The following is a 25,995-nucleotide window of genomic DNA, read 5'->3' as shown; positions in this document are numbered from 1 at the left end:
TGGTGGCCGCCGAATCTCGGGCGGATTGACCGGGGTGGCTCTCTTCGTTTCCTTCCGACCGGACGGTAGCATTGTGTGGCTGTACTCGGGATAGGAGGCCACCAATGGCGCGCGCGACGTCTCGCCCGGAGTCGACCCGACGCCGGCAACGCTGGCCCGACGGGTACGACCCGGAGAACACCCGTAACTCGTTGATCACCAGTGCGCTGGGGTTGATCGAGCAGCGTGGCTTCGACCGCACCTCGGTGCAGGAGATCGCCGACCAGGCGCAGCTCACCAAGGGCGCCTTCTATCACCATTTCGCCAGCAAGGACGACCTGCTGCGGCACATCCAGGAGGAGTACCTCGAGGCGCAGCTCGCCGCGATCCAGAAGATCGAAGCCGACAGTGACGACCCGACCGTGCGGGTACGGGAGCTGATCCGGTTCAGCCTCACCAGCGTGGCCGAGTACCGGGCCCACGTGACGATCTTCTACCAGGAGCGGCGGTATCTGACCGGGGACCTGTTCGCCGAGGTGACCCGCAAGCGTGGCCTGGTGGAGGCCGCCTTCGCCGGGATGGTCGCCGACGGTGTCGCCCGGGGGGTGTTCCGCGCGGACGTCGACCCGCGTATCGCCACCTTCGGGCTGGTCGGCATGTGCGCCTGGGCGTACCAGTGGCTCAACGTCGGTGGTCCGCTCAGCGTCGACGAGGTGGCCCGCCAGTTCGGCGCGATGGTGCTGGAGGGGCTGACCGCCCGGCCGGGCAGCTGATCCGGTGGATGGTCGGCCCGGGTCGTCGGCCCGCAAACGCCGCCGTCAGGTGGGACGGCTCGTCAGGCGGGACGGCTCGTCAGGCGGGTGCCCGCAGGTGGTTGATCGTCAGCCGGCGAGCAGCTGGCGGGCCATGACGATGCGTTGGACCTGGTTGGTGCCTTCGTAGATCTGGGTGATCTTGGCGTCGCGCATCATCCGCTCGACCGGGTAGTCCCGGGTGTAGCCGTACCCGCCCAGCAACTGCACCGCGTCGGTGGTGATCTCCATCGCCGCGTCCGAGGCGAAACACTTCGCCGCCGCCCCGAAATAGGTCAGGTCCGCGTCGCCACGCTCGGACTTCCCCGCCGCCGCGTAGGTCAACTGGCGGGCGGCCTCCAACTTCATGCCCATGTCGGCGAGCATGAACTGGATGCCCTGGAACTCGGCGACCGCCTTGCCGAACTGCTTGCGTTCCTGCACGTAGCCCTTGGCGTAGTCCAGGGCCCCCTGGGCGATCCCGACGGCCTGGGCGGCGATGGTGACCCGGGTGTGGTCCAGGGTCCGCATCGCGGTGCCGAACCCGGTCCCCGGCTCGCCGATGATCCGGTCCGCCGGGATCCGTACGTTGTCGAGGTAGACCTCCCGCGTCGGAGAGCCCTTGATGCCGAGCTTCTTCTCCGGAGCACCGAAGCTCACCCCCGGGTCGGACTTCTCCACCACGAACGCGGAGATCCCCCGCGAGCGGGCCGCCGGGTCGGTCACCGCGAACACCGTGTAGAACTCGGAGACGCCGGCGTTGGTGATCCACCGCTTCACCCCGTTGAGCACCCAGTGATCACCATCACGCACCGCCCGCGTCGTCATCGACGCCGCGTCACTGCCCGCCTCCGGCTCCGACAGGCAGTACGAGAACATCCCCTCACCGGCGGCCACCGGCGGCAGGTAGCGACGCCGGAGTTCCTCGGAGCCGGCCAGCAGCAGGGGCATCGTGCCGAGCTTGTTGCCGGCCGGGATGAGGGCCGACGAGGCGCAGGCCCGCGCGACCTCCTCGATGACGATGGCGGTGGCCAGGGCGTCCGCGCCGGCACCGCCGTACTCCACGGGGATGTGCGGGGCGTGGAAGTCGGCGGCCCGCAGCGCGTCGTAGGCGGCCTGCGGGAACTCGCTGTTCTCGTCGGCGGTGGCGGCGTGCGGCGCGACCCTGGCGTCGCACACCGCCCGGACGGCCTCCCGGACCGCGTCGTGCTCCTCGGGCACCTGGTACGCCTCGAACACCACAAACCCCCTCGTCAACAAGCTGTCGTCGATAATACCATCCGGTCGGTATGTAAAGCATCCCTTGAGTTGCCCGGTCCGACAGGGTTAGATACCCACCAGTCGGAATGTGGGAGGCCGGATGACCCGCGCGGTCCGGACAGGCATGGACTTCGTCTCCGCGCTCGACCGGGGCAGCCTCGGTGGCCTCGCCCGGTTGTGCGCCGTCGACGCGACCTGGTGGGTGGACACCGGCCCCGACCGACGCGGCGGCGACCCGGTCCTCGCCCCGCGCGGCAGCGGGCGCTTCCCGTTGCACGGCGTCATGCGGATGGACGACAAGCTCGCGTTGATGCGGTCCCTCGGCCCGAAGGCGTTTCCGACCGGCTGCCGGCAGATCCCGCGCCGGATCATCGCCGGGGACGACACCTGCGTCATCGAGGTCGAAGGGTACGGCGTGCACGCCAGCGGCCTGGAGTACGCCAACCGCTACGGCTTCGTCTTCGACGTGAACCCGGCCGGAGCCGTCGTCGCGGTCCGGGAGTACCTCGACACCAGCCACGCGCAGCACGTCGTGGGCGGCGGCGCGGCCGTCGCCCGCAGCAGCCTCGACGACCGTCCGGCCTGCCGCGCGCCCGACCTTGCCGACGCGCCCACGGCACTGGTGACGGCGCTGGCCCCGTGGCCGGCGCTGGCCCGGGGCGACCTCGACGCGTTCGGTGCCCACTTCACCGCCGATGCCACCTGGTGGACCGACTCCGGCCGCCGCCGTGACCTCGGCCGGCAGCACCGGTGGGGCGACCTCGACGCCAACGGGCCGTTGCACGGGCGGGTCACCATGACCGGCAAGCTCGCCGCGATGCGGGCGCGGCTGTCCGGCGGGGCGTACCGGTCGGCCGCCGTCGAGGTGACCGCCGAGCGGTGGGTCGTCGACGACACCCTGGTCGCCGTCGAGGCCCGGGGCGAAGCCACTCTCGGGGACGGCTCCCGCTACCAGAACCGCTACCTCTGGGTCGTCGACGTCCAGCCCGGGGGCATCGCCGAGGTCCGTGAGTACTGCGACACCCTGCACGTCGCCGACCTGATGGGCCACGACGCGGAGGTCGGCCGATGAGCCTGCCGTTCACCGACCTCAACCACGTGCTGACCACCACCTCGTCCGGGGCCGCCTCGGCGGTGTCGACGCCGACGGCACGGTCAGTGCCCGGACCGCACGCATCCTCGCCGGTGCCGAACACCTCGCGCGGAACATCGGCCGGGCCCCGTACCTCGTCATCCCCTGCGCGACGCGGCCCGACCCGGCCACCGGCGGCCCCGGCACCAACTCCGCCCTCCACGGGTCGCTCTATCCGGCGATCTGGCAGGTCAACCTGGCGCTACGGGCCCGCGGGCTCGGCACGGTGATCACCACCCTGCACCTGCACCACGCGGCGTCCGTCGCCGCGCTGCTCGGCATACCCGACGGCGCGGTGCAGATCACCATGCTGCCCGTCGCGTACACCGTCGGCACCGACTTCAAGGTCGCGGCCCGGCGGCCCGTCGACGCCGTCAGCTATCTCGACCGGTGGGGGACGCCGTTGCCCTACCGGGACAAGCCCGTCGACCGCCTCACCGGAGAGGACCACGGATGAGCAGCGCAGTGATCACCGACATCGACGAGGTGTTGACCACCACCCGGGCGGTGCGCCGCCGGATGGACTTCGACCGGCCCGTCGGCCGGGCCGTCATCGAGGAGTGTCTGCGCCTCGCGCAGCAGGCGCCGATGGGCTCCAACCTGGAGGACTGGCGGATCGTCGCGGTCGACGACCCGACGCTCAAACGGCAGCTCTCCGAGCTGTACACCGAGATCTGGGACGCCACCGTCGCGCAGCCGCTGGCCGACGGCGAGGCGGCCACCACCGCCCGGTTGTCGCCGGGCGTACGCGCCGACCCGCAGGCCCAGGCACGGCAGCACCGGGTCCTCACCGCCGTGAAGCACCTCGTCGACCACCTGGCGCGGGTACCCGTCCTCGTCGTGCTGTGCAGCACCAAGCCGATCCCGCAGCGGCCGGTCGGCGGCACCGCGTCCGGCTACTACGGGTCGATCTTCCCGTTCGCCTGGTCGTTCCAGCTCGCGCTGCGCTCCCGGGGCCTCGGCTCGGTGCTGGCCACCGCCATGGCGCACCGGGCCACCCGGGTACGCGAAGTGCTCGGCCTGCCCGACGACTGGCGACCGGTCACCCTCGTCCCGGTCGCCTACACCCGGGGACTCGACTTCCGTCCCGCCGCCCGGGCCGACCTCGCCGACGTGGCGTTCTGGAACGGCCCCACCGAACCGGCCGGATCGGCGACGCGATGAGAGCCGCCCACGTCCTGACACCCTGCGCCGACGACCCGGTCGGCGCGCTGCGCGTCGGCGACCTCGCCGCCCCGGCGGCGCCCCCGGGCTGGGTGGACGTCGACGTCCGGGCCGGCGCGCTCAACATGCACGACCTGTGGACGCTGCGCGGCGTCGGCACCGCACCGCACGACGGGCCCCGGGTCATCGGCAGCGACGCGGCCGGGGTCGCCGAGGGTCGCGACGTGATCGTCTACCCGGTGCTGCCCACCGCGCCGAACGGCCGGACCGTCCCGCACGCCACCCTGCTCCCCGACGCCGGCCACGGTGTCCTCGCCGAGCGGATCGTCGTGCCGGCGGCACACCTCGTCCCCAAGCCGGCCGGGCTGAGCTGGGCCGAGGCGGCCAGCCTCCCGACGGCCTGGCTCACCGCGTACCGGATGTTGTTCACCAGGGCGGCGGTCGCTCCCGGGCGGGTGGTCCTGGTGCAGGGCGCGGGCGGTGGGGTCGCCACCGCCGCGATCAGCCTCGCCGTGGCCGCCGGTGCCACCGTCATGGTCACCTCCCGTTCCCCGGCCAAACGGGAACGGGCACTGGCCCTCGGCGCGGCCGTCGCCCTGGACAGCGGCGCGCGGACGCCGGAACTCGCCGACATCGTCGTCGAGACCGTCGGCCCCGCCACCTTCGCCCACTCGACCCGCTCCACCCGGGCCGGCGGCACCATCGTGGTGTGCGGCGGCACGAGTGGCTTCACCGCCGAACTGGACCTGCCGCGGCTGTTCGCCCGGGAGATCAGCGTGCACGGCGCGACCATGGGCACGCTCGACGAGTTCGTGGCCCTGGTCGGTTTCGTCGACACCCACCGCCTCCGGCCCACCGTCGACAGCGTCGTCGACCTCGCCGACATCCGCGTCCAGGCCGGCCGGATGCTCGCCGGCACCGGGTTCGGCAAGCTCTGCGTGAGCCTGACGTGACCTCCGTGGCGCTGACCCGGCGGGGGCCCGCACTCTGGGCGCGGATCGACCGTCCCGGGGCCGGCAACGCCTGCGACAGCACGGTGCTGGCCGGGCTCGAACGGTGGCTCGCCGCCGCGACCGACCCGGGCGTACGGGTGCTCGTGCTCACCGGCACCGGCCGCAGCTTCTGCGCCGGGGCCGATCTCGCCGAGGCGACCGGCCTGCTCGGGGACCTGCCGGCGCTGCTGACCCACCTCGACCGGGGCCGCCGCCTGGTACGCGGCATCCGGGCGGCCCCGGTGCCCACCGTCGCCGCGGTGAACGGGGCGGCCTTCGGCGGCGGCCTCGAACTGCTGCTCGCCTGTGATCTCGCGGTCGCCGCCGACAGTGCCCGCATCGGCGACCGGCACCTCGCCGCCGGGCAGGTCCCCGGCTGGGGGTCAAGCGTCCTGCTGCCCCTCGCCGTCGGCCCGGCGCTCGCCCGCCGCCTGCTGATCACCGGGGAAACCTGGTCGGCCGACGAGTGCGTACGCCGGGGACTGGTCAGTGCGGCGGTGTCCGACGATCACCTCGTCGGGCACGTCGACGCGCTGGCCGACGCGGTGGCCGCCCTCGACGCGACGGCGATCCGGCGGATGCTGGGCCTCGCCCGCCCGGTGCCCGACGACGCGGCCTGGGACCGGGAGTGGGCGACCCTGACCGCACACGTCACCGCCCAGGCGGCCGTCCGCACCGGGTCGACGCCTCCGGCGGCGACCCCCGACTGACCCGTTCCGCACCGCGCCGGCCCGCCGGAGCAGGGCCGACTCCCGTACCCACCACCCGAATTGGAGCACCCGGATGCGCACCACGAGGCGAACCACCATCGACACCCCCGACGAGCTGCTGGCACTGGTCGGCGCGGAGCTGGGGGTCAGCGCGCCGCAGGTGGTGACCCAGCAGCAGGTCGACCAGTTCGCCGACGTGACCGGGGACCACCAGTGGATCCACGTCGACGTCGAGCGGGCCCGGTCCGGGCCGTTCGGCAGCACCGTCGTGCACGGGTTCCTGACCCTTGCCCTCGTCCCCCGGCTGCTCGCCGACATCCTGGAGGTGCGGACCTTCTCGATGGGGGTCAACTACGGCCTGGACCGGGTCCGGTTCGTCCGGCCGTTGCCACCGGGTGTCGAGATCCAGGGCACCGCGACGCTGGTCTCGGCGACGCCGATCGCCCCGGCGGGGGAGGGCTCGGCCGCCGGGGTCCAGGCCAAGGCGTCGATCGTGGTGGAGTTCGCCGAGACGTCGCAGCCCTGCTGCGTGGCGGAGATCCTGTTCCGCTACCACGCCTGAGGCCGCCGACCGACCCGCACCCGGGCTGACCGGGTGCGGGCGTTCACCCGGTCGCCGGCCGGCGCTCCTCCGGCTGGGCCGCCGGCCGGGGCAGACCCGGAAGGCCGGCGGCCGGGGCTGACTCGGAAGGCCGGTGGCCGGGGCTCACTCGGTCGCCGGCCGGGACGGCGTGACGAACCGGCCCCGGTAGAACGACAGCGCCGGCACGTCCGTCGGCTTCAGGTGCACCTGGTCCACGTCGAGCAGGATGATCACGTGGTCGCCGCTGGCGATCACCTCGTCGCGCCGGCCGGCGAGGATCGCCGGGGTGTCGGGCAGCAGCGGCACCCCGTCGGGGCCGGGCACCCAGGAGACCCCGTCGAGCCGCTGCGCCCCGGTCAGGCCGGAGGTGGCGAACCGGCGGGCCACGTCCTGCTGGTCCTGGCTGAGGATGTGGATGGCGATCCGGTCGGAGCCCATCAGTACCGGGAAGCTCGACGAGAAGGTGGTGACGCAGAACAGCACCTTCGCCGGCTCCAGGGAGACCGAGGTGAACGAGTTGACGGTCAGCGCGGCGACGGCGCCCTCGGCGGTCACCGCGGTCACCGCCGTCACGCCGGTGGGGAAGTGTCCGCACACCTGGCGGAACTCGGCGGAGTCGAACAGGGGCTCGGCCATCATCGGTTCACCGCCGGGTCGCTGGAGTCGTGGTCGGGGCGGAGCCCGTCTTCGAGCTGGATGAGGCACAGGGTGTGGCCGCCGGGGTCCTTCACCAGGTGCAGCCGCCCGTGTGGGGTGTCGACCGGCCCGACCGTCGGTGATCCACCGAGGGCGGTCACCCGGGCCAGCGCGTCGTCCAGGGACGCGACGGCGAAGTAGGTGATCCACCTCGACGGGATGAGGTTCGGCCAGGCGTTGTCGAGTTCGAGGACCCCGGCGACCGGCACGTCCCCGAGCGTCAGGAGCGTGTAGGGCCGGGCGGTCGGGGAGTCGTCGCGCTGCCGGGTGGTGTAGCCGAACAGGGCGCGGTAGTAGGCCACCGACGCGGCGGGTTCACCGGTGTCCAGTTCGTTCCAGCACAGCGCGCCGACCGAGTTGACCGCCTGGACGCCGACGCGTGACTCACCCTGGTAGAGGCCGAAGGCCGCGCCGAACGGGTCGACGACCGCCGCGCCGGTGCCCGCCGCCGGCAGGTAGCGGGGCGGCGAGACCAGTTCGCCGCCGAGCGTCACCGCCTGCCGCGCGGACGCGGCGACGTCGTCGACGGCGAAGTAGGTGAGCCAGCCCCGGGGCCGGTCGCCGTGCAGTGCGGCGGCGTCGGAGATCCCGGCGACGTCCCGCCCGTCGCGGCTGCACATCCGGTAGGTGGTGGCGCCGAGGCGTTCGGCCCGGACGGTCCAGCCGAGCAGCGCGCCGTAGAACACCTCGGCCTGCTCCGGGTCGGGGGTGCACAGCTCCACCCAGACCGCCTCGCCGGGTCGGAATCGTGGTCTCATCCGGCTGCTCCCTGGGTGGCCGGGCCCGCGACGATCGTGCGGGCCGAGATGTCGTACGCCTGGTCGGCGGTGCCGGTGGTCAGGCTCGACTCGATCACCTCGACCACCGCCCGCAGGGTGGACCCCGGCACGGCCAGCAGGGTGTCGACGAGGTCGTCGACCGCCCGGTCCAGCTCGTCGGTGGCGACCACCCGGGCCACCAGGCCCCAGTCGAGGAGTTGGTCGGCGGTCGCCGTCGCCGCGCCGGTCAGCAGGTGGTAGGCGTGTGGCCGGGGCACCGACCGGGCGATCGTGTGGCCGACGCCGGCCGGCGCGAAGCCGTACCGGGCCTCCGGCAGGGACAGCTGGGCGTCGGCGGCGGCGACCGGCAGGTGTACGGCGCCGAGCAGGCCGACGCCGAACCCGATGATCCGCCCCCGGACGGCGGCGACGACGGGCACCGGCAGTTGCCGGATGCGCTGTAGTGCGGCGTCGCTGGCGCGCAGGTCGGCGGCGACGGTCTCCCGGGTGGCACCGGCCAGCGCGGCGAAGGAGGAGGTGTCCCAGCCGGCGCAGAAGTGCCTGCCGGCCAGGTCGAGGCGGATGAGCACGCAGCGCGCGTCGGCGGCGGCGGTCTCCAGGGTGTCGACGAGGTCGTGCAGCGTCGCGGTGTCGAAGCAGTTGCCGCGTGCCGCGTTGTCGTAGCGGATCCGGGCGAGGCGGCCGTCGTGCCCGGAGGTGCGGGTGATGGTCACCGCGGTATCATACATACCGGTCGGTATGAATACAACGGTGCTGGCCGGCGGCCCTGTGTCACGTGAATGTCACGAGCGGGATACCCGGCCGACCCGTTGACTTGATACCGGCTGGTCGGTACTTTGTGGCGAACGTCACCGCCGCCTCACGCGGAGACATGACGGGTCCATCGCAGTGAAGGACACCCATGATGATCATGAAATCCCTGCGCTCCCGGCGCTTCCTGGCATTGGCCGCCGCGCTGACCGTCGTGGGCGCCGGCCTCACCGGGTGCGGCGGCTCCGACTCCGACGACTCCGGCGCGTCGGGCACCGCCCCGATCCGGGCGCTGCTCGCCGCCCAACCGGCGACCCTCGACCCGATCGTCGGCGCGCGCTCCGCCCAGATCGTCTGGGCGACGATGCTCGAACCCCTGATCAACACCGGTAGCGACCTCGCGCCGACCAACACCGGCCTGGTCACGAGCTGGACCCGCACCGACGCCACGACCTGGACGCTCAAGGTCCGACCCGACATCAGCTTCAGCAACGGCGAGAAGGCCGACGCGGCGGCGGTGGCCAACACCATCACGCTCACCCGCGACAGCGCGGCCTCGCAGCTCAAGTCGTACTTCGGCAACGTCACCGCGATCGAGGCACCCGACGCCACCACCGTCGTGGTCAAGACCAAGACCCCGCAGTACGACATCCCCGACCTGCTCACCACCGTCTACCTGGTGCCGCCGAAGTACTACCAGGAGAAGGGCTCGGAAGGCTTCGCCGCCGCACCCGTCGGCACCGGCCCGTACGTCTGGTCCGGCGCGAACGCCGGCCGGGACATCTCGGTCAAGCGCAACCCCGGCTACTGGGGCACCAAGGCGACCAACGAGGGTGTCACCTTCACCTGGGCCAACGAGGCCGCCCAGCGGCTCGCGCTGATCCAGAGCAAGAGCGTGGACGTCTCCTTCGACCTGCCGCCGGCCCAGGCCAGCGCCGCAAAGTCCGCCGGGGTCGAGGTGGTCAGCACCGAGACCGCCATGAAGATCATCGCCTTCCTCGACTCCACGAAGGCGCCGTTCGACGACCCCAAGCTGCGCGAGGCGGCGGCCCTGGCCATCGACCGCGACGCCATCGTCAAGGGCATCTTCGACGGCCAGGCGGTCGCCGACGCCGGCCTGCTCAACGTCAAGCCCGGCCAGCAGCCGACGCAGAGCGTGACCGCCGACGCCGCCAAGGCCAAGGAACTCCTCGGCGGGGCGACCCCGACCGTGCAGATCACCTACCCGGCGGCCCAGTACACCAACATCGAAGAGGTCTCCCAGGCCGTCGGTGGCAGCCTGGAGAAGGCCGGCTTCAAGGTCAGCTACGTGCCGTTGGACTACGGCACGCTGGTCAAGCGGATCATCGGCCGCCAGGTGCCCGGCCTGTCGATCTTCGCCGGGGTGCCGAACGTCGCCGTGCCCGACTACTTCGTCAGCGGCTTCATGAAGACCAAGTCGATCACCGGCAACTGCCCCGACCCGCAGATCGACACCCTGGCCCAGCAGGCGCTGGAACAGAACGACGCCCAGCAGGCCGCCCCGCTCTACGAGCAGCTCAACACGATCGGCGTGGTCCAGAAGCACTGCTACGTGCCGCTGTACCGGCAGGTGTTCAACTACGCGACCGGCCCCGGCGTCTCCGGCGTGGTGTTCGGCCCGCTGAACACCGTGGACTTCACGAAGGCGACCCGCTGACGATGTCCGAGGCAGCGGAGACGGGGGTGCCGGGCGAGGTCGCCCGGCACCCCCGCACCCCGGAGTCGGACACCCCCGTGCTGGAGGTCGACGACCTCGTCGTCGAGCACCGCGACGGCGGCACCGGCGCGCTCTTCCGCGCCGTCGACCAGGTGTCACTGCGGATCGGGGCCGGCGAGAGCGTCGCCGTCGTCGGCGAGTCCGGCTCCGGCAAGACCACCCTCGCGATGGCCGCCACCGGGCTCGGCCCGCGCGGCCGGGGCGACATCCGGCTGCTCGGCCACTCGCTCGCGGCGGTCAGCCGCACCCAGCTGCGTCGGCTGCGCCCCGAGGTGCAGGTGGTCTTCCAGGACCCGCACGGCTCGCTCGACCCCCGCCAATCGGTCCGCTCCGGGCTGCGGGAACTGCGGGCGCTGCAACCCGAACGGACCTCCTGGATCGACGACGCCGACCTGCTCGGCCGGGTCCGGCTCGCCCCGGACCTGCTCGACCGCTACCCCCACCAGCTCTCCGGGGGCCAGGCGCAGCGGGTCTGCATCGCCCGCGCGCTGCTCATGCGTCCCCGCCTCATCGTCGCCGACGAACCGACCTCCGGCCTCGACGTCTCCGTGCAGGCCGACGTGCTGGCCCTGCTACGGCAGATCCGGGCCACCACCGGCGCGGCGCTGCTGATGATCAGCCACGACCTAGCCGTGGTCCGTTCGCTCTGCGACGTCGTGCACGTGATGTACCGGGGCCGGGTCGTCGAGGCGGGACCCTGCGACCGGGTCTTCGGCACCCCCGAGAACGACTACACCCGCGAACTGCTCGCCGCGATGCCCGGCGCGCGCTGGAGGTCCCGCCGATGAAGGCCAGCACCGTACGCCGCGTCGGCGGCCGGCTCGCGTCGCTGTTCGCCTCGCTGCTCATCGCGCTCAGCCTGGCGTTCCTGCTCGGCCGGCTCTCCGGCGACCCGACCGCCACCATCCTCGGCCCGATGGCCCCGCCCGAGCAACGCGAGGCGCTGCGCCACGAGCTCGGCCTGGACCTGCCCGTCGTCGTGCAGTACCTCGACTACCTCAAGGGCGTGTTCACCGGCGACCTCGGCCAGTCGTTGCAGTTCTACCAGTCCAACACCTCGATGATCGCCGACCGGCTGCCGTTCACCCTGCAACTGGTCGGTGCCGGCATGGCCCTCGCCCTGCTGGTCGGCATCCCGCTCGGGGTGCTCGCGGCCACCCGGGAGGGCACCTGGTGGGACCGGGGGGCCTCCACCCTCGCCCTGCTCGGCCAGTCCGTGCCGGTCTTCTGGTTCGGCATGATGCTGGTGGTGCTGTTCGCCGTCAAACTCGGCTGGCTGCCCGCCGGCCAGTCCGGCAGCCCGAGACACCTGATCCTGCCCGCGCTGACCATGTCGGTCTACCCGATGGCGCACATCGCCCGGCTCACCCGCGCCTCGATGAGCGACGCGCTGGCCGAGCCCTACATCGACTCCGCCCGCGCCCGGGGCATCAGCACCCGCCGGGTGGTGTGGCGGCACGCCTTCACCAACGCGATGATGCCGATCCTGACGATCGTGGTGCTCCAGACCGGCATCCTGCTCTCCGGCGCGGTCGCCGTCGAGTACGTCTACTCCTGGCCCGGTCTCGGCCAGCTCGCGTTGCAGGCCATCCAGTTCCGCGACTTCCCGCTGGTGCAGGCGATCGTGGTGTTCGGCGCGCTGGTGTTCGTGCTGCTGAACCTGCTCGTCGACGTCCTGCACTCGATCGTCGACCCGAGGGTGCGGTGAGCATGAGCCAACTCGAACTCGACCCGGTCACCGCCCCGGTGTCGCCACCGCGCCGGGCCGGCCGCCGGGCGCGTACCTCGGTGTTCTGGCTGGCCCTGCCACTGGCGGTGACCGCCGTCGCGGTGTTCGTGCTGCCGCTGACCGGGCTGCTGCCCGACGGCGGCCAGGACCTCGACGCGACCCGCCAGCCGCCCGCGTTCCTTTCCGGCGGCAGCTGGGCGCACCCGCTCGGCACCGACAAGCTCGGCCAGGACCTGCTCACCCAGTTCGTCTCCGCCGGCCGGTTGACCATCGTGATCGGCCTGGTCGGCGCGCTCGTCGCGATCGGCCCCGGCACGCTGCTCGGCCTGCTGGCCGGCTATTTCCGGGGCTGGGTCGACCGGGTCATCTCGATCCTCATCGACGCCCAGCTCGCCCTGCCGTTCATCCTGGTCGCCCTCGCCATCATCGCCAACCGGGGCAGCTCCCTGCCGGTGCTGTTCCTGGTGCTGGCGCTCACCGGCTGGGCGGTGTGCGCCCGGGTCACCCGCGCGGCGACCCTGGCCATCCGGGAACGCCAGTTCGTCGTCGGCCTGCGCGCCGCCGGCGCGTCCGAACCCCGGATCGTCTTCCGGCACATCCTGCCCAACCTCGCCGGCACCATCGTCGCGCTCGGCACCCTCCAGGTCGGCACCGCGATCCTGGTCGAGAGCGCGCTGAGCTTCCTCGGCCTGGGCGTGGTGCCGCCGATGAACAGCTGGGGCTCGATGCTCGCCTCCGGCCAGGACGAACTGAGCCAGGCCTGGTGGATCGCCTTCTTCCCCGGGCTCGCCATCACCGTGCTGGTGCTGCTGGTCAACCTGCTCGGCGACGCGCTGCTCACCCACCACGACCCGCGGAAGAGGCGGCGATGAGCGCACTGCTGACACTCTCCGGACTGTCCATCACCGCCCGGCTCGCCGACGGCGAGCTGCGCCTGCTCGACGGCGTCGACCTGGAGATCCGCCGGGGCCAGATTGTCGGCGTCGTCGGCGAGTCCGGCAGCGGCAAGACCACCCTCGCCCGCGCCGTCGTCGGGCTGCTCGACCGCAACGTCCGGGTCGACCAGGGCACCATCGCGGTCGCCGGTGAGCAGGTGGTGGCCCCCGGCGTCGACCGCACCGGCCGGGTCCGGGGCAGTGCCGTCGGCATGGTCTTCCAGGACGCGTCCCGGTCGCTGAATCCGCTGCTGAAGGTCCGCACCCAGCTCGCCGAGGTGCTGCGCCGCCACGTCCGGGACATCACCCGCGCCGAGGTGGAACGCCGCTCGGTGGAGGTGCTGGCCCAGATGCGCATCGACGACCCCGGCCGGGTGCTGGCCAGCTACCCCCATCAGCTCTCCGGCGGCCTGCGCCAGCGGGTCGCCATCGGGCTCGCCGTCGTCACCCGCCCCGCGCTGGTGATCGCCGACGAGTGCACCACCGCCCTGGACGTCACCACCCAGACCAAGGTCGTCGACCTGTTCCGCACCCTGGTCGACGAACTCGGCATCGGCCTGCTCTTCGTCACCCACGACCTGATGCTCGCCAGCGACCTGTGCGACCGGATCGCGGTGATGAGCGGCGGGCGGGTCGTCGAACAGGGCGACGCCCTGACCGTGCTGGACCGACCGCAGCAGGAGTACACCCGACGCCTGCTCGCCGCCATCCCCTCGTGGAGCTGAAGGAGAACCCGCGACCCATGCCCGACCAACCCGGCATCGACGCCTACGCGGCCTACCTCCCGGCGTACGCGCTCGACGACAACAGGCTCGACCCGAGCGGCCCGGCCCGTGCCGGTGGCCGTGCCCGCAGCGTCGCCGGCTACGACGAGGACGCCGTCACCATGGCCGTCGAGGCGCTGCGGCACGTCGCCGCCGACACCCCGGCCGGGCGGCACCTGCTGCTGGCCACCACCAGCGCCCCGTACGAGACGAAGACGTCCGCCGGGGTGGTCCACGAGGCGCTGGGCCTCGACCCCGGCGTCACCGCCCTCGACCTGCGCGGCCACCGGGCCGGCGCGTCCGCCCTCGACCTGGTCCTGCGGGGTGTCGCCACCGCGGCCCTGGCCGACGTGCGCACCACCCGGCCCGGTGCCCCCGACGAACTGGCCCAGGGGGACGCCGCCACGGCGTTCGTCGGCGGCCGGCGGGCCGCCGTGCTCCTCGCCCGCGCCGGCCACACCACCGAACTGCTGGACCGCTGGCGGCTGCCCGGGGAACGGCACGACCGGGTCTGGGACGAACGGTTCACCGCCGAGATCCTCGTCGCCGCCGGCCTCGACACCGCCCGCCGGGCCCTGGCGCAGGCGTCCCTCGACACCGTCGACCAGGTGGTGGTGTCGTCGTCGAATCCCCGTGCGGCGGCGACGCTACGCAAGGCGCTCGGCGGCACCGGGCAGGACGCGACCGTCGAACGGGCCACCGGCTTCACCGGGGCCGCCCACCCCGGGCTGCTGCTCGCGGACGCCCTCGACGAGGCGGAACCGGGGCAGACCATCCTGCTGCTGTCGGCCACCGAGGGCGCCGACGCGTTCGTGCTGCGGGTCGGCGACGGGGTCCGCGCCGCCCGGGGCGGGCCGACCGTCCGCGCCCAGCTCGCCGCCCGGCAGCGCCTCGGCTACGGCCGCTACCTGCGCTGGCGGGGACTGCTCGACGTGCAGGGCCCGGCCCGGCCGGCCGCCCCGGCCCCGGCCGCCCCGCCCATGCACCGCCGGGCCGGCTGGAAGTACCGGCTGGAGGGCAGCCGCTGCGACGCCTGCGGCCGGGTCACCACACCCCCCGGCCGGGTCTGCGCCTCCTGCGGCACCGCCGGGTCCGGCACCGCCCCGGTGTCGCTGCGCGACCGCACCGCCAGGGTGGTCTCGGTGACCCGCGACCACCTGACGACCATGCCGGAACCGGAGGTCGCGATCGTCGTCGCCGACGTCGACGGCGGCGGCCGGCTCAGCGCATACGCCACCGACGTGGCACCCGGCGACGTGGCGGTGGGGATGGCGATGGCCCCCACCTTCCGCCGGCTCTGGACCACCGACTCGATCCACAACTACTTCTGGAAGCTCCGCCCGGCACCCGCGGACGCCGCGCCAGGGAAGGACACCGCCGATGGCCAGTAGGCGCACCACCCACGACGTCGCGATCGTCGCGATGGGCTGCACCCCGTTCCGGGACCACTGGAACTCCTCCGCCGACGACCTGCTCGTCGACGCCGTGCAGGAGTGCGTCGGGTCGCTGCCCGACGTCACCCTCGACGACGTCGACGCGTTCTGGGTCGGCACCCAGGGCTCGGGCATGTCCGGGCAGACCCTCGCCCGCCCGCTGCGGCTGACCGGCAAGCCGGTGACCCGGGTGGAGAACTACTGCGCCACCGGCTCGGAGGCCCTGCGCAACGCCGCCTTCGCCGTCGCCTCCGGCGCGTACGACATGGTGATGGCGACCGGGGTGGAGAAACTCAAGGACTCCTCGTACTCCGGGCTGTCGGCGGTCTTCCCACCCGCCGACGGCACCGACGTCGACTGGACCGCCCCGGCCGGATTCTCCCTGCTCGCCCCCGCCTACCAGGCGGCGTACGGGATCGACGAGCGACAGATGCGCGCCGCGATGACCCGGGTAGCGGTGAAGAACCACGCCAACGGGGCCCGCAACGACCGCGCCCAGTTCCGTCGGGCGGTGACCACCGAGACGGTCGAGCGGTCCCCCCGCATCGCCGGGCAGCTCGGCGTCATGGACTGCTCCGGCGTCTCCGACGGTGCGGCGGCGGCGATCCTGGTCCGGGCCGAGGACGCCCACCGGTACACCGACAAACCGGTCTACCTACGGGGGATGAGCTTCGTCGCCGGCTCCGGGTCGGGTCTGGCCGCCGACGGCTACGACTTCACCACCTTCCCCGAGGTGGTCACCGCCGCCCGCGAGGCGTACGCGCAGGCCGGGGTGACCGACCCGGCGACCCAGATCTCGCTGGCCGAGGTGCACGACTGTTTCACCCCGACGGAGGTGGTGCTGATGGAGGACCTGGGCTTCTCCGCCCGCGGCAAGGCGTGGCGGGACATCCTCGACGGCCGCTACGACGCCGACGGGGCGTTGCCGGTCAACACCGACGGCGGGCTCAAGTCGTTCGGCCACCCGATCGGCGCGACCGGGCTGCGGATGATGTTCGAGTGCTTCACCCAGCTGCGCGGGGAGGCCGGGCCCCGACAGGTGCCCGACGCCCGGCTGGCGGTGGCCCAGAACCTCGGCGGGCAACCGGGCTCCTGCGTCGCGTTCGTGGCGGTCCTGGGGAACGAGCGATGAGCGCCCGGGTCACCCTCGACGGCCGGGTCGTCGTCGTCACCGGCGCGGGCAACGGCATCGGCCGGGCGCACGCGCTGACCCTCGCCGCACGGGGCGCGTCGGTGGTCGTCAACGACCTCGGTGGGACGGTCGACGGCTCCGGTTCCTCCGGCGCGGCGCAACAGGTCGTCGCCGAGATCCGCGCGGCCGGCGGCACCGCCGTCGCCTCCACCGACTCGGTGGCCACCGCCGCCGGTGGTGCGGACCTGGTCGGCCGGGCGATCGACACGTACGGCCGGCTCGACGCGGTCATCCACAACGCCGGCATCCTGCGGGACCGGACGCTTGCCAAGATGTCCGACGAGGACGTCAGCGCGGTGCTCGACGTGCACCTGGCCGGGGCGTTCCACGTGCTGCGGCCCGCCTGGCCGCACCTGGTCGCCCAGGGCTACGGCCGGATCGTGCTGACCAGTTCGTCGTCCGGCCTGTTCGGCAACTTCGGTCAGGCCAACTACGGCGCCGCCAAGACCGGCCTGATCGGGCTGATGAACGTGCTCGCGCTGGAGGGCGCCCGCCGGGGCATCCTGGTCAACGCGATCGCGCCGACGGCGGCGACCCGGATGACCGAGAACCTGCTCGGCGAGTTGACCGACCGGTTCGACCCGCAGCACGTGGCCGCCGTGGCGACCTTCCTCGCCTCGGAGCAGTGCCAGCTCAACCGGCACATCCTCACCGTGGGCGGCGGCCGGGTCGGGCGGATCTTCCTGGGCGTCACCCCCGGCTGGTACGGCGGGACCGCGCCGGCCTCGCCCGACGACATCCTCGACGCGGTGGACGAGATCTGCCGACTCGACGACTTCATCGTGCCGGACAGTGGCGCCGACGAGGTCACCCTGATCCAACGGGTCCTCGGCGGGCCGTCCGGACCGTCCGCCTGAACCGCGAACCCCATCGGAAGGCAGGCATCATGCCGGTCAGCGAAGTGCACCACGTGGCCATGACCGTCTCGGACGTCGACCGCGCCGCGGACTTCTACGAACGCGCCCTGGGCTACCGCCGGACGCTGCGTACCGACGTCGGCGGGCCGGGGATCGAGGTGTCGCTGGGGTTGCCCGCCGGCACCACCGGCCGGGTCCAGTACCTCCAGGGCCCCAGCCGGGTCGGCCAGCTCGAACTCATCGAGTGGAACGGCGTGAAGACCCGCACCGCCACCGCCGGTCACCTGGAGCTGGGCACCTTCCTGCTCAGCTTCGAGGTGCCGCGCGACGAGCTGGACGACCTGCACCGGCGGCTGACCGAGCTGGGCGCGCAGTGCCTGTCCGCGCCCAACCGGGTGCTGCTGGACAACTACGGGTACATCACCGCCTTCGCCGCCCGCGATCTCGACGGCAACCTGCTGGAGTTCGTGTCGTTGCCGTCCCGGGAGGAGATCCTGGCCCGGCGGCGGGGGAGCGGCGACTGATGGGCGGCAGCAACTTCACCGAGACGCTGCGTCGCCAGGCGTTGCGCCGCGCCGACGCCGAGGCCCTGGTCGACGGGACCACCCGCTGGTCGTACGCCGAGTTGGACGCCGACGTGGACCGGCACGCCGCGGCCCTGCGCGACGCCGGCATCGCCGACGGCGACCTGGTCGGGGTGCTGGGGCGCAACACCGCCACCTACGTCATCGAGCTGTTGGCGCTGAGCCGGCTCGGCGCGGTCTCGGTGCCGCTGAACTGGCGGCTGCACGTCAACGAGCAGGCGTACGTCATCGACCAGGCCGGCGTCACCGGGCTGCTCTACGACGACGACTTCGCCGCCGACGCCGCCCGGCTGGCGGCCACGACCGGGCTGCGGACGCTGGTCGCCAACGGCGACACGGTCGTCGGTGACGCCCGACGGCTGGCCGACCTGCTCGCCGGTCAGCCACCCGGCGTCCGGGTCGCCGACGCCGACAAGGGCCCCGCCGACGTGCACCGGCTGCTCTACACCTCGGGCACCACCGCCCGCCCCAAGGGGGTGGTGCACACCTGCGGGAACCTCACCGCGAACCACTTCGCGCAGGTCCTCGAACTGGAGTTGACCGCCGCCGACCGGATCCTCGTCTCCGCGCCGCTGTTCCACGTCAGCGGGCTGGAGGCGCCGGGCCTGGCGACGTTCGTCGCCGGGGCGACGATGGTGCTCACCCCGACGTTCAAGCCGACCGACATCGCCCGGATCGCCGCCGAGGAACGGATCACCGGCCTGGTGCTGGCCGCCCAGATCCTGTTCGGCCTGCTCGACCTGGACGACCCGCCGGACCTCGGTGCGCTGCGCTACCTGCTGTTCGCCGGGGTCGCGCCGAGCGTGCGGCAGGAGGTGAAGCGTCGGCTGCCACACGTCCGCCTGATCGACACCTTCGGCATGACCGAGCTGTGCAACGGCGTCTGTTACCTCGACGCCGCCCACGAGCAGAGCAAGCTGGGCGCGCTCGGGGCACCGTTCCCCGGGGTGCAGATCCGCATCGTCGACGAGCACTTCCGGCCGGTCGGCCCGGACGTCGAGGGGGAGATCATCGTCCGGGGGGAGAAGGTGTCGCCCGGCTACTGGAACGACGACGAGGCCAACCGGCGCAGCCGGCGCGACGGCTGGTTCCGCACCGGCGACGTGGGCCGCATCGACGCCGACGGCTACCTGTGGTTCGTCGACCGCCGGGCCGACCTGATCAAGTCCGGTGGGGAGAACATCGCCAGCGCCGAGATCGAACGGGTCCTCGCCCAGCACCCCGACGTCGCCGAGGTCGCCGTGATCGGGGTGCCCGACCCGCAGTGGGACGAGGTGCCCAAGGCGTTCGTCATCCTCCGTGGCGGCGCGAGCGCCACCGCCGAGGAGCTGCGCGCGCACTGCCGGGCCGAACTGGCCCGTTACAAGGTCCCCCGGCACGTGCAGCTGGTGACGTCGTTGCCGCGCAACGACTCCGGCAAGGTGCTGAAGAAGGCGCTGCGCGAGGCGGCGGTGTCCGGGTGAGCACCGCGAACCTCGCCGCGATGCTGGCCGGTAACGCCCGCCGGTTCGCCGACGCCGACGCGCTCGTCTTCGCCGACCGCCGGTGGACCCACCGGCAGCTCGACGACGACGTCAACGCCCTGGCCGCCGGTCTGGCCACCGAGGGGGTACGCCGGGACGCCCGGATGGCGGTCGTCGCGGACAACGTCCCCGAGTTCCTCCTGCTCTGCCTGGCCCTGGCGAAACTCGGCGCGGTCGTGGTCCCGCTGAACTACCGGCTCACCGCGGGGGAGCTGGCCCGGTTGCTGGCGCACGCGCGGGTCGGGGCGGTCGCCACCGTGCCGGAGTTCGCCGCGCTCACCGCCGCCGCCCTCGCCGACCTGCCGGCCGTACGCCGGTTCGCGCTGGAGCCGATCGACGACGGCTGGACCGACGTGCGGGCGCTCGTCGCGGCGCACCGGGGCGCGCGGGTCGCCGACGCCGACCTCGACGACGCGGCCCTGCAACGGATCGTCTACACGTCCGGCACCACCAGCCTGCCCAAGGGGGTGCTGCTCACCCACGGCAACGTGAACCGGAACATGCACGCCCAGATCGTCGAGCTGGGGCTGCGGCCGACGGACCGGATCCTCAACGTCGCGCCGCTCTACCACGTCGGCGGCACCGACCTGCCCGGCTTCGGCATCTGGCACGTCGGGGGCGCCATGGTGCTGCACCGCCGGTTCGTGCCGGCGGCCGTGCTGCGGGCGATCGAGACGGAACGGATCACCGGCATGGTGGTCGCGGCGACCATGCTGGACCTGGTCCGCCGCGAGCCCACCGCCGCCGCCGCCGACCTGTCGTCGGTCCGCTGGCTGATCTTCTCGCAGGTCACCTCGGCGCTGTTCGGGGTGGCCCGGGGGCTGTTCCCGAACGCCCGGCTGATCGAGGGGTACGGCCTGACCGAGACGTGCAGCGGGCTGACCTACCTCGACGCCGCGCACCAGGAGTCCAAGCAGGGGTCGGTGGGGCTGCCGGTGCCGTGGGTCCAGGTCCGGGTGGTCGACCCGGACGGTGCGGACGTGCCGGTCGGCGCGCCCGGTGAGGTGGTCGCACGCGGGCCGAAGGTGAGCCCCGGCTACCTCGACGATCCGGCGGCGACCGCCGCCGCGTTCCGGGACGGCTGGTTCCACACCGGTGACATCGGCTGTTTCGACGCCGACGGTTACCTCTACATCCGTGACCGGCTCAAGGACATGATCCGCAGTGGTGGGGAGAACATGTCCAGCGCCGAGATCGAGAACGTGCTGGCCGACCATCCGCTGGTGCTGGCCGCCTCGGTGGTGGCCGCCCCGCACCCGGTGTGGCAGGAGGTGCCGGCCGCGTTCGTGGTGGCCCGGCCGGGGTTGACGCCCGAGGCGCTGATCGCGCACGCCGGGCAGCGGTTGGGTCGGTTCAAGGTGCCCAAGGAGGTCTACCTGGTGCCGGAGTTCCCCACCAACCCGTCCGGCAAGGTGCTCAAGCGGACCCTGCGGGAGCTGCGTTCGACCCTGCGCCCGGACTGGACGTACGACGACGCCCGGCGCGACTGAGCCGCTCGTCGGGTCGGGCGGGCCGCCCCGGCGTCACCTGTCGGTGGCGGCGTGGCGCAGCAGGGCGAGGGTGTGCACCAGGGCGAACCGTCGGGTGCCCCGGCCCAGCTCGTCCCACGGCTTCTTCCAGGTCATCCGCCGGGCGACGTCCCACGCGGTGTCGCCGTCGCGGGCCAGGCCCCGGACCGTCGCGACCTCGTCGCGGTGGAACGCGGTGAGGGCCTGCGCGCGGGCGGCGACGTCGCGGTAGGGGAACTGGTGGGCGGGGCAGGCGATGGCGGCCCCGAGGTCGCCGATGCGGGCCAGCGTGCCGAACAGGTCGGCGGCCGGGTCGTCGTCGGGGCGGCTGACGATGGCGAGTTGGGTCGGGCCCTCGGCCATCATCGTGTCACCGGTGAACACGAGGCCCCGGGAGTCGACGTAGACGGTGTGGCCGTAGGTGTGCCCGGGGGCGGGTAGGGCGCGGACGGTCACGTCGCCGAAGCGGAATTCGGTGTCGTCGGCCACGGCCACGTCGAGCCGCAGGTCCTCCCGGTGCACGGCGACGGCGACCGCGTCGGCGTACATGGCGGCGACGACGTCGGGCGGGGCGCCGGTCAGGTCGAGTGCGCTGCGTACCTGCTGGAGGAAGGTGCCGCGCCGCCGGTGCATGGTGGCGAAGTCGTCGGCCGCGCCCATCACCACCCGCGCGCCGGAGGCGGTGCGTACCCGGTCGGCGAACCCGACGTGGTCGGGGTGGTTGTGGGTGAGCAGGACCGCCGTGATGGTGTCGACCCGCTGGCCGATGGCGACCAGCGACCGTTGGAACGACGCCCAGCAGCTCGGGTGGTCGTAGCCGGCGTCGACGAGGACGGGGCCGTCGCCGGTGGTGATCAGGAAGACGGTGATGGACCGCAGGGCGCTGCCGTGCAGGGGGACCGGGATGGCCCAGACACCGTCGACGACCTGGGCGGGGACCGGCACCTGGCGGGCCCGCCAACTGGCGGCGTGGGCGTCGATCGCGGGTCTGGACATCGTCGGGAGGCTCCCTTACTGTGGGACACCAACATACCGGATGGTCGGAATCTAGCTCAAGGAGTCCGATGAGCGAGGAGCGGACCGGGTTCCGGCTCTGGGCAGCCGCGGAACCGGACCTGTGCGCGATCGTGACCGCCGATGACCGGCGGATCTCCTACGGTGACCTGTTCGCCGAGGTCAACCGGATCTCGCACGGGCTGCGTACCCACGCGGGCCTGCGGCCCGGCGACACCGTCGCGGCGGTGATGACCAACAGCCCCGGCCTGGTCGCGCTCTATCTCGCGGCGATGCAGTCCGGGCTCTACCTGGTCACCCTCAACTACCACCTCACCGCGCCCGAGGTCGGCTACATCCTCGCCGACAGCGCCGCCCGGGTGGTGGTGGGCTCCGAGCGGGTCGAGGACGTGGTGGTCGACGCCGCCGGTGCCGCGCCCGACATCCAGGTCTTCGTCGACGGCACGCCCCGCACCGACCGGGCCCGACCGCTCTCGGCGCTCACCGCCGACATGCCCGCCACCAGCCCGGCGCAGACCCCGGCCGGGTCGCTGATGATGTACACCTCCGGCACCACCGGCCGGCCCAAGGGGGTCAAGCGTCCGCTCAGCGGCGTCGACGCGGACACCGGCGCGCTGACCTACGTCTGGTTGTTCCGGGAGTTCGGCATGGAGCGCGACGCGTTCGCGTCCTGGCTGGTGTCGGCCCCGATGTACCACTCGGCCAACATCACCCCGGCGATGGGCGCGCTGCACGCCGGCGGCACGATGGTGCTGATGGACGGCTGGACGCCGGAGGGCTTCCTGCGCCGGGTCCAGGAGCGTCGGGTCACCGGCACCAGCATGGTGCCGACCCACTTCTACCGGTTGCTGCAGCTGCCCGAGGTGGTCCGCGACCGCTACGACGTCTCCTCGCTGCGCTACGTGCTGCACGGCGCGGCACCCTGCCCGCGCGAGGTCAAGCAGCGCATCCTCGACTGGCTCGGCCCGGTGGTCTACGAGTACTACGGCTCGACCGAGGTCGGCACCACCGTCGCGCGACCCCACGAGTGGCTGGCCCACCCGGGCACGGTCGGCCGGCCGGCTTCGATCTCCACCCTGCGCATCCTCGACGAGCTGGGTAACGAGGTGCCCGTCGGACAGACCGGCATCGTCTACATGCGCCAGGGCGACGACCGGGTCGAATACCACAACGATCCCGGCAAGACCGACGGCGCGCGCCGCGACGGCCTGCTGACCGTCTGGGACGTCGGCCACGTCGACGCCGACGGGTTCCTCTACATCACCGGCCGCGCGGCCGAGCTGATCCTGGTCGGCGGCGTCAACGTCTACCCGGCCGAGATCGAGGCGGCGTTGATCGGCCACGACTGGGTCGCCGACGTCGGGGTCGTCGGCACGCCCGATCCGGAATTCGGCGAGGTTCCCCAGGCCCATGTCGTGCTGGCCGACACCGCGCCCGACCCGGAGGAGGCACTGGCGGAGCTGCGCCGTTACCTCACCGAGCGGTTGGCCAAGCCGAAGCGTCCGCAGTCCTACGTCGTGCGCGACGCGCTGCCCCGCGACCCGAACGGCAAGCTCTACAAGGCCCGGCTCACCCGCGCCGGACAGGCCGGCGCGTGACCGGCGACATCGACGACCAGGTGGGAGGTGGGCATGGACTTCGCTGACAGTGACACCGACCTGGCGTTCCGGCGCGAGGCCGGCAGGTGGCTCGACGGGGCGCTGGCCGACGTGCCCGACCAGGAGGAGCTGACCCAGGACGAGCGGGAGCACTGGTCGCGGGTGTGGCAGGACCGGCTCTGCGCCGGCAACTGGGCCGGGTTGTCCTGGCCGGTCGCGCACGGCGGCCGGGGGATGGACGCGCTGGCGCAGGCCGTCTTCAACGAGGAGGCCGCGGTACGCGGTGCCCCGTACCCGCTCAACGGAGTGGGCATGATGCTGGCCGGGCCGACGATCATCGCGCACGGCACCGACGCCCAGCAGGCCCGGCACCTGCCCGGCATCCTGCGTGGCGACGAGTACTGGTGTCAGGGCTTCAGTGAGCCCGGCTCCGGGTCGGACCTGGCCAGCCTGACCACGGCGGCGACCCGGGTCGACGGGGGTTGGCGGATCAACGGGGCCAAGATCTGGACGTCCAACGCGCACAACGCGTCGAAGTGCCTGCTGCTGGCGCGCACCGACCCCGACGCGCCGAAGCACCGGGGCATCACCTACTTCCTCGCCCCGATGGACGGGTTCACCGTCCGGTCACTGGTGATGATCAACGGGGACACCGAGTTCAACGAGATGTTCCTCGACGACGTGTTCGTCGCCGACGACGACGTGCTCGGCGGGGTCGGCAACGGCTGGACCGTCGCGCTCACCACGCTCGCGTTCGAACGCGGCAGCATGGCGCTGAACCTCTGGGTGTGGGCCCGCCAGGCGGTGGACCGGCTGATCGACGTCGCGGTCGAGCGGGGCGTGGCCGACGACAGCGCGTTCGCCGACGCGGTGGGCGCGTTGCAGTGCGACGCCGAGGCGGTCCGGATCGGGTCGATGCGGATGCTGGGCGAGAGCCGGGCCGGCGGCGTACCCGGGCCGGAGACCTCGGCGCTCAAGAGCCTGTGGGCCCGGGTGGTGCAGCACGCCAACCGGCTCGCCGTGCAGCTCGACGAGGCCGGCGGGGTGCTGGTCGACGGCGACGGCGCCGCCGCCCGGATGCGCCGCTACCTGCGGGCCCGCGCCCACACGATCGAGGGCGGCACGGAGGAAGTCCAGAAGTCGATTCTCGCGGAGCGGGTGCTGCGCCTGCCCCGCTCACGCTGAGCGGAGTGGTCTGGTGCGTGCGACATTCACCGAGGAACAGCGGGAGATCGGTGCGACCGTGGGCGCGCTCGCGGACGCCGACCGGGGCACGGCCCGCGAGTTGCAGGTCGGCCCGTGGCGGGCCCCGGCGGCTGACGGTCCGCTGCTGCGGGACTTCGGGCTGCTCGGGGTGCCCGAGCCGGCCGGTGGCATCGGGTCGGGCCTGATCGACCTGCTGGTCGCCGTGGAGGCGCTCGGTGGGCGGCTGGTGCCGAGCCGGTTCCCGGCGCACGCGGCGGCGGTCCAGCTGCTCTGCGGCGAGGAGCGGCGCACCGGTCCGCTCCCCGACGAGGTGCTCGACGGTAGCCGGGTGCTCACCCTGGCCGTCGACGTGCCGGGCAGCTCCGGGTGGGCCGACGGGGTGGTGCCGGACCCGCTGGTGCGGACCCTGGTGCCGTACGCGGCGCAGGCCGACGGCGTCGTCGCCCTCGGCCCGGAGGGGGTCTGGTTCGCCGACCCGGTCCGGACCACCGCGCGGCAGTCGGTGGACCCGTCGGTGCCGCTGTCGGACCTGACGGTGGCCGCGCCCGAGCGGACACAGCCCGCCGGAACCGGCCCGCTGCGGGCCGCGCTGGTGGTGGCGGCCGAGCTGTGCGGGGTGGCGCAGGGGGCGATCGACCTGGCCGCCGAGCAGGCCCGGACGCGCCGGCAGTTCGGTCAGGTGATCGGCGCGTTCCAGGGGGTCGCGTTCCCGCTGGCCGAGGCGGCCACCGCCCGCAAGGCGGCATGGGACCTGACCCTGTACGCGGCGTGGGCGGTCGACACCGGTCGCCCGGACGCCGGGGTCCAGGTGCACGCCGCGAAGGCGGCGGCCGGGCAGGCGGCGGTCTTCGCCGCGGAGCGGTGCATCCAGGTGCACGGCGGGATGGGCATCACCATGGAGGCGGACCCGCACCTGTTCCTGCGCCGGGCGTTCGTGCTCGACGCCCGGTGCGGTCGGGGGTCGTGGCACCGGCGACGGACCGGGGAACTGCGTATCCGGGCACGTCGGGCCGGGCGGGGCTGACCTGCGGAAGTCTTGCCGGGCACCAACCCGGGCAGTAACATACCGGCTGGTCGG

The 25,995-nt window shown here is 73.0% G+C and carries 26 protein-coding genes; 21 read left to right on the top strand and 5 right to left on the bottom strand.

The features are described from left to right. Positions 1-104: 104 nt before the first annotated feature. Complete coding sequence (locus tag AB0C22_RS07085; protein WP_208570612.1) at positions 105-752, top strand: TetR/AcrR family transcriptional regulator; 648 nt, start codon at positions 105-107, stop codon at positions 750-752. A 108-nt stretch (positions 753-860) separates the two neighbouring features. Here AB0C22_RS07085 and AB0C22_RS07080 read toward each other — a convergent pair whose 3' ends face one another. Then, positions 861-2,009: an acyl-CoA dehydrogenase family protein gene (locus tag AB0C22_RS07080; RefSeq protein WP_357534041.1), complete on the bottom strand. Its 1,149-nt coding sequence runs from the start codon at positions 2,007-2,009 to the stop codon at positions 861-863. 121 nt (positions 2,010-2,130) lie between these two features. Between AB0C22_RS07080 and AB0C22_RS07075 the strand changes: the two genes are divergently transcribed. The 6 genes from AB0C22_RS07075 (at position 2,131) to AB0C22_RS07050 (ending at position 6,590) form a co-directional block, all read left to right on the top strand. Continuing rightward, the gene (locus AB0C22_RS07075) at positions 2,131-3,102 is read left to right on the top strand and encodes a nuclear transport factor 2 family protein (RefSeq protein ID WP_219460736.1); all 972 of its coding nucleotides are present in this window, start codon (positions 2,131-2,133) and stop codon (positions 3,100-3,102) included. 103 nt (positions 3,103-3,205) lie between these two features. Then, on the top strand, positions 3,206-3,619 hold the full coding sequence (locus AB0C22_RS07070) for a nitroreductase family protein (protein ID WP_357534039.1): 414 nt from the start codon (positions 3,206-3,208) through the stop codon (positions 3,617-3,619). Continuing rightward, on the top strand, positions 3,616-4,326 hold the full coding sequence (locus AB0C22_RS07065; RefSeq protein WP_357533957.1) for a nitroreductase family protein: 711 nt from the start codon (positions 3,616-3,618) through the stop codon (positions 4,324-4,326). Before AB0C22_RS07070 ends, AB0C22_RS07065 begins: the two co-directional genes overlap by 4 nt. Continuing rightward, on the top strand, positions 4,323-5,279 hold the full coding sequence (locus AB0C22_RS07060) for a zinc-binding dehydrogenase (protein ID WP_357533955.1): 957 nt from the start codon (positions 4,323-4,325) through the stop codon (positions 5,277-5,279). Before AB0C22_RS07065 ends, AB0C22_RS07060 begins: the two co-directional genes overlap by 4 nt. A 5-nt stretch (positions 5,280-5,284) precedes the next feature. Beyond that, entirely contained in the window at positions 5,285-6,028 is a 744-nt protein-coding gene (locus AB0C22_RS07055) for an enoyl-CoA hydratase/isomerase family protein (protein ID WP_357533953.1), read from the top strand. A 73-nt stretch (positions 6,029-6,101) separates the two neighbouring features. Further along, entirely contained in the window at positions 6,102-6,590 is a 489-nt protein-coding gene (locus tag AB0C22_RS07050) for a MaoC family dehydratase (protein WP_219460746.1), read from the top strand. Positions 6,591-6,734: 144 nt separating this feature from the next. On the opposite strand, the gene AB0C22_RS07045 is transcribed toward AB0C22_RS07050, so the two are convergent. Genes AB0C22_RS07045 through AB0C22_RS07035 form a run of 3 tightly spaced genes read right to left on the bottom strand, consistent with a single transcriptional unit; the run spans position 6,735 to position 8,799 of the window. Beyond that, positions 6,735-7,250, bottom strand: coding sequence for a flavin reductase family protein (locus tag AB0C22_RS07045; protein WP_219460750.1), 516 nt, complete (start codon positions 7,248-7,250; stop codon positions 6,735-6,737). Then, positions 7,247-8,065 carry a VOC family protein gene (locus tag AB0C22_RS07040; protein ID WP_219460753.1) on the bottom strand — a complete coding sequence of 273 codons (819 nt, stop codon included), beginning with the start codon at positions 8,063-8,065 and terminating at the stop codon, positions 7,247-7,249. Before AB0C22_RS07040 ends, AB0C22_RS07045 begins: the two co-directional genes overlap by 4 nt. Then, the gene (locus AB0C22_RS07035) at positions 8,062-8,799 is read right to left on the bottom strand and encodes an enoyl-CoA hydratase/isomerase family protein (protein WP_208566425.1); all 738 of its coding nucleotides are present in this window, start codon (positions 8,797-8,799) and stop codon (positions 8,062-8,064) included. Before AB0C22_RS07035 ends, AB0C22_RS07040 begins: the two co-directional genes overlap by 4 nt. 191 nt (positions 8,800-8,990) lie before the next feature. Here AB0C22_RS07035 and AB0C22_RS07030 point away from each other — a divergent pair, with 191 nt between their 5' ends. Genes AB0C22_RS07030 through AB0C22_RS06980 form a run of 11 tightly spaced genes read left to right on the top strand, consistent with a single transcriptional unit; the run spans position 8,991 to position 21,081 of the window. After that, positions 8,991-10,514: an ABC transporter substrate-binding protein gene (locus AB0C22_RS07030; protein WP_219460756.1), complete on the top strand. Its 1,524-nt coding sequence runs from the start codon at positions 8,991-8,993 to the stop codon at positions 10,512-10,514. Between the two features lie 2 nt (positions 10,515-10,516). Further along, entirely contained in the window at positions 10,517-11,362 is an 846-nt protein-coding gene (locus tag AB0C22_RS07025) for a dipeptide/oligopeptide/nickel ABC transporter ATP-binding protein (RefSeq protein ID WP_357533950.1), read from the top strand. Then, positions 11,359-12,282: an ABC transporter permease gene (locus AB0C22_RS07020; protein ID WP_219460760.1), complete on the top strand. Its 924-nt coding sequence runs from the start codon at positions 11,359-11,361 to the stop codon at positions 12,280-12,282. The genes AB0C22_RS07025 and AB0C22_RS07020 overlap by 4 nt, the downstream gene beginning before the upstream one ends. Before the next feature lie 2 nt (positions 12,283-12,284). After that, on the top strand, positions 12,285-13,175 hold the full coding sequence (locus AB0C22_RS07015) for an ABC transporter permease (RefSeq protein ID WP_219460764.1): 891 nt from the start codon (positions 12,285-12,287) through the stop codon (positions 13,173-13,175). Further along, a complete protein-coding gene (locus AB0C22_RS07010) occupies positions 13,172-13,963 on the top strand; it encodes an ABC transporter ATP-binding protein (RefSeq protein ID WP_357533947.1) in 792 nt (263 codons plus the stop codon). Before AB0C22_RS07015 ends, AB0C22_RS07010 begins: the two co-directional genes overlap by 4 nt. 17 nt (positions 13,964-13,980) lie before the next feature. After that, positions 13,981-15,393, top strand: coding sequence for a zinc ribbon domain-containing protein (locus AB0C22_RS07005; RefSeq protein ID WP_357533945.1), 1,413 nt, complete (start codon positions 13,981-13,983; stop codon positions 15,391-15,393). After that, entirely contained in the window at positions 15,383-16,567 is a 1,185-nt protein-coding gene (locus tag AB0C22_RS07000) for an acetyl-CoA acetyltransferase (RefSeq protein ID WP_357533943.1), read from the top strand. The genes AB0C22_RS07005 and AB0C22_RS07000 overlap by 11 nt, the downstream gene beginning before the upstream one ends. Further along, a complete protein-coding gene (locus AB0C22_RS06995; protein WP_357533941.1) occupies positions 16,564-17,484 on the top strand; it encodes an SDR family NAD(P)-dependent oxidoreductase in 921 nt (306 codons plus the stop codon). The genes AB0C22_RS07000 and AB0C22_RS06995 overlap by 4 nt, the downstream gene beginning before the upstream one ends. A gap of 29 nt (positions 17,485-17,513) precedes the next feature. Beyond that, positions 17,514-18,008 carry a VOC family protein gene (locus tag AB0C22_RS06990; RefSeq protein ID WP_219460777.1) on the top strand — a complete coding sequence of 165 codons (495 nt, stop codon included), beginning with the start codon at positions 17,514-17,516 and terminating at the stop codon, positions 18,006-18,008. After that, a complete protein-coding gene (locus AB0C22_RS06985) occupies positions 18,008-19,531 on the top strand; it encodes an AMP-binding protein (protein ID WP_357533939.1) in 1,524 nt (507 codons plus the stop codon). The genes AB0C22_RS06990 and AB0C22_RS06985 overlap by 1 nt, the downstream gene beginning before the upstream one ends. Then, positions 19,528-21,081 carry an AMP-binding protein gene (locus AB0C22_RS06980; protein WP_357533937.1) on the top strand — a complete coding sequence of 518 codons (1,554 nt, stop codon included), beginning with the start codon at positions 19,528-19,530 and terminating at the stop codon, positions 21,079-21,081. Before AB0C22_RS06985 ends, AB0C22_RS06980 begins: the two co-directional genes overlap by 4 nt. Positions 21,082-21,114: 33 nt before the next feature. On the opposite strand, the gene AB0C22_RS06975 is transcribed toward AB0C22_RS06980, so the two are convergent. Further along, positions 21,115-22,095, bottom strand: coding sequence for an MBL fold metallo-hydrolase (locus tag AB0C22_RS06975; protein ID WP_357533935.1), 981 nt, complete (start codon positions 22,093-22,095; stop codon positions 21,115-21,117). A 68-nt stretch (positions 22,096-22,163) separates the two neighbouring features. On the opposite strand from AB0C22_RS06975, the gene AB0C22_RS06970 reads away from it, so the two are divergent. From AB0C22_RS06970 to AB0C22_RS06960, 3 genes are read left to right on the top strand one after another with little or no spacing between them, the layout of a single operon-like run. Next, on the top strand, positions 22,164-23,711 hold the full coding sequence (locus AB0C22_RS06970; protein WP_357533933.1) for an AMP-binding protein: 1,548 nt from the start codon (positions 22,164-22,166) through the stop codon (positions 23,709-23,711). Between the two features lie 33 nt (positions 23,712-23,744). Further along, positions 23,745-24,896 (top strand): acyl-CoA dehydrogenase family protein, encoded by a 1,152-nt coding sequence (locus AB0C22_RS06965; RefSeq protein WP_357533931.1) that lies wholly within the window; start codon positions 23,745-23,747, stop codon positions 24,894-24,896. 13 nt (positions 24,897-24,909) lie between these two features. Next, positions 24,910-25,941 carry an acyl-CoA dehydrogenase gene (locus AB0C22_RS06960; protein ID WP_357533929.1) on the top strand — a complete coding sequence of 344 codons (1,032 nt, stop codon included), beginning with the start codon at positions 24,910-24,912 and terminating at the stop codon, positions 25,939-25,941. Positions 25,942-25,995 lie beyond the last annotated feature (54 nt).

Source organism: Micromonospora sp. NPDC048894, from assembly GCF_040649765.1.
In the GTDB taxonomy this organism is placed as follows: Bacteria; Actinomycetota; Actinomycetes; order Mycobacteriales; family Micromonosporaceae; genus Micromonospora; species Micromonospora antibiotica.
Note: the sequence above shows the minus strand (reverse complement) of the source record. Positions and strands in the feature narration are given on the sequence as shown.

Bases quoted from the DNA above. Each gene is read 5' to 3' on its own strand.
- AB0C22_RS07085 (WP_208570612.1), top strand. From the start codon at position 105: ATGGCGCGCGCGACGTCTCGCCCGGAGTCGACCCGACGCCGGCAACGC.
- AB0C22_RS07075 (WP_219460736.1), top strand. From the start codon at position 2,131: ATGACCCGCGCGGTCCGGACAGGCATGGACTTCGTCTCCGCGCTCGAC.
- AB0C22_RS07065 (WP_357533957.1), top strand. From the start codon at position 3,616: ATGAGCAGCGCAGTGATCACCGACATCGACGAGGTGTTGACCACCACC.
- AB0C22_RS07060 (WP_357533955.1), top strand. From the start codon at position 4,323: ATGAGAGCCGCCCACGTCCTGACACCCTGCGCCGACGACCCGGTCGGC.
- AB0C22_RS07050 (WP_219460746.1), top strand. From the start codon at position 6,102: ATGCGCACCACGAGGCGAACCACCATCGACACCCCCGACGAGCTGCTG.
- AB0C22_RS07045 (WP_219460750.1), bottom strand. From the start codon at position 7,250: ATGATGGCCGAGCCCCTGTTCGACTCCGCCGAGTTCCGCCAGGTGTGC.
- AB0C22_RS07040 (WP_219460753.1), bottom strand. From the start codon at position 8,065: ATGAGACCACGATTCCGACCCGGCGAGGCGGTCTGGGTGGAGCTGTGC.
- AB0C22_RS07030 (WP_219460756.1), top strand. From the start codon at position 8,991: ATGATCATGAAATCCCTGCGCTCCCGGCGCTTCCTGGCATTGGCCGCC.
- AB0C22_RS07025 (WP_357533950.1), top strand. From the start codon at position 10,517: ATGTCCGAGGCAGCGGAGACGGGGGTGCCGGGCGAGGTCGCCCGGCAC.
- AB0C22_RS07020 (WP_219460760.1), top strand. From the start codon at position 11,359: ATGAAGGCCAGCACCGTACGCCGCGTCGGCGGCCGGCTCGCGTCGCTG.
- AB0C22_RS07015 (WP_219460764.1), top strand. From the start codon at position 12,285: ATGAGCCAACTCGAACTCGACCCGGTCACCGCCCCGGTGTCGCCACCG.
- AB0C22_RS07010 (WP_357533947.1), top strand. From the start codon at position 13,172: ATGAGCGCACTGCTGACACTCTCCGGACTGTCCATCACCGCCCGGCTC.
- AB0C22_RS07005 (WP_357533945.1), top strand. From the start codon at position 13,981: ATGCCCGACCAACCCGGCATCGACGCCTACGCGGCCTACCTCCCGGCG.
- AB0C22_RS07000 (WP_357533943.1), top strand. From the start codon at position 15,383: ATGGCCAGTAGGCGCACCACCCACGACGTCGCGATCGTCGCGATGGGC.
- AB0C22_RS06995 (WP_357533941.1), top strand. From the start codon at position 16,564: ATGAGCGCCCGGGTCACCCTCGACGGCCGGGTCGTCGTCGTCACCGGC.
- AB0C22_RS06990 (WP_219460777.1), top strand. From the start codon at position 17,514: ATGCCGGTCAGCGAAGTGCACCACGTGGCCATGACCGTCTCGGACGTC.
- AB0C22_RS06985 (WP_357533939.1), top strand. From the start codon at position 18,008: ATGGGCGGCAGCAACTTCACCGAGACGCTGCGTCGCCAGGCGTTGCGC.
- AB0C22_RS06975 (WP_357533935.1), bottom strand. From the start codon at position 22,095: ATGTCCAGACCCGCGATCGACGCCCACGCCGCCAGTTGGCGGGCCCGC.
- AB0C22_RS06970 (WP_357533933.1), top strand. From the start codon at position 22,164: ATGAGCGAGGAGCGGACCGGGTTCCGGCTCTGGGCAGCCGCGGAACCG.
- AB0C22_RS06965 (WP_357533931.1), top strand. From the start codon at position 23,745: ATGGACTTCGCTGACAGTGACACCGACCTGGCGTTCCGGCGCGAGGCC.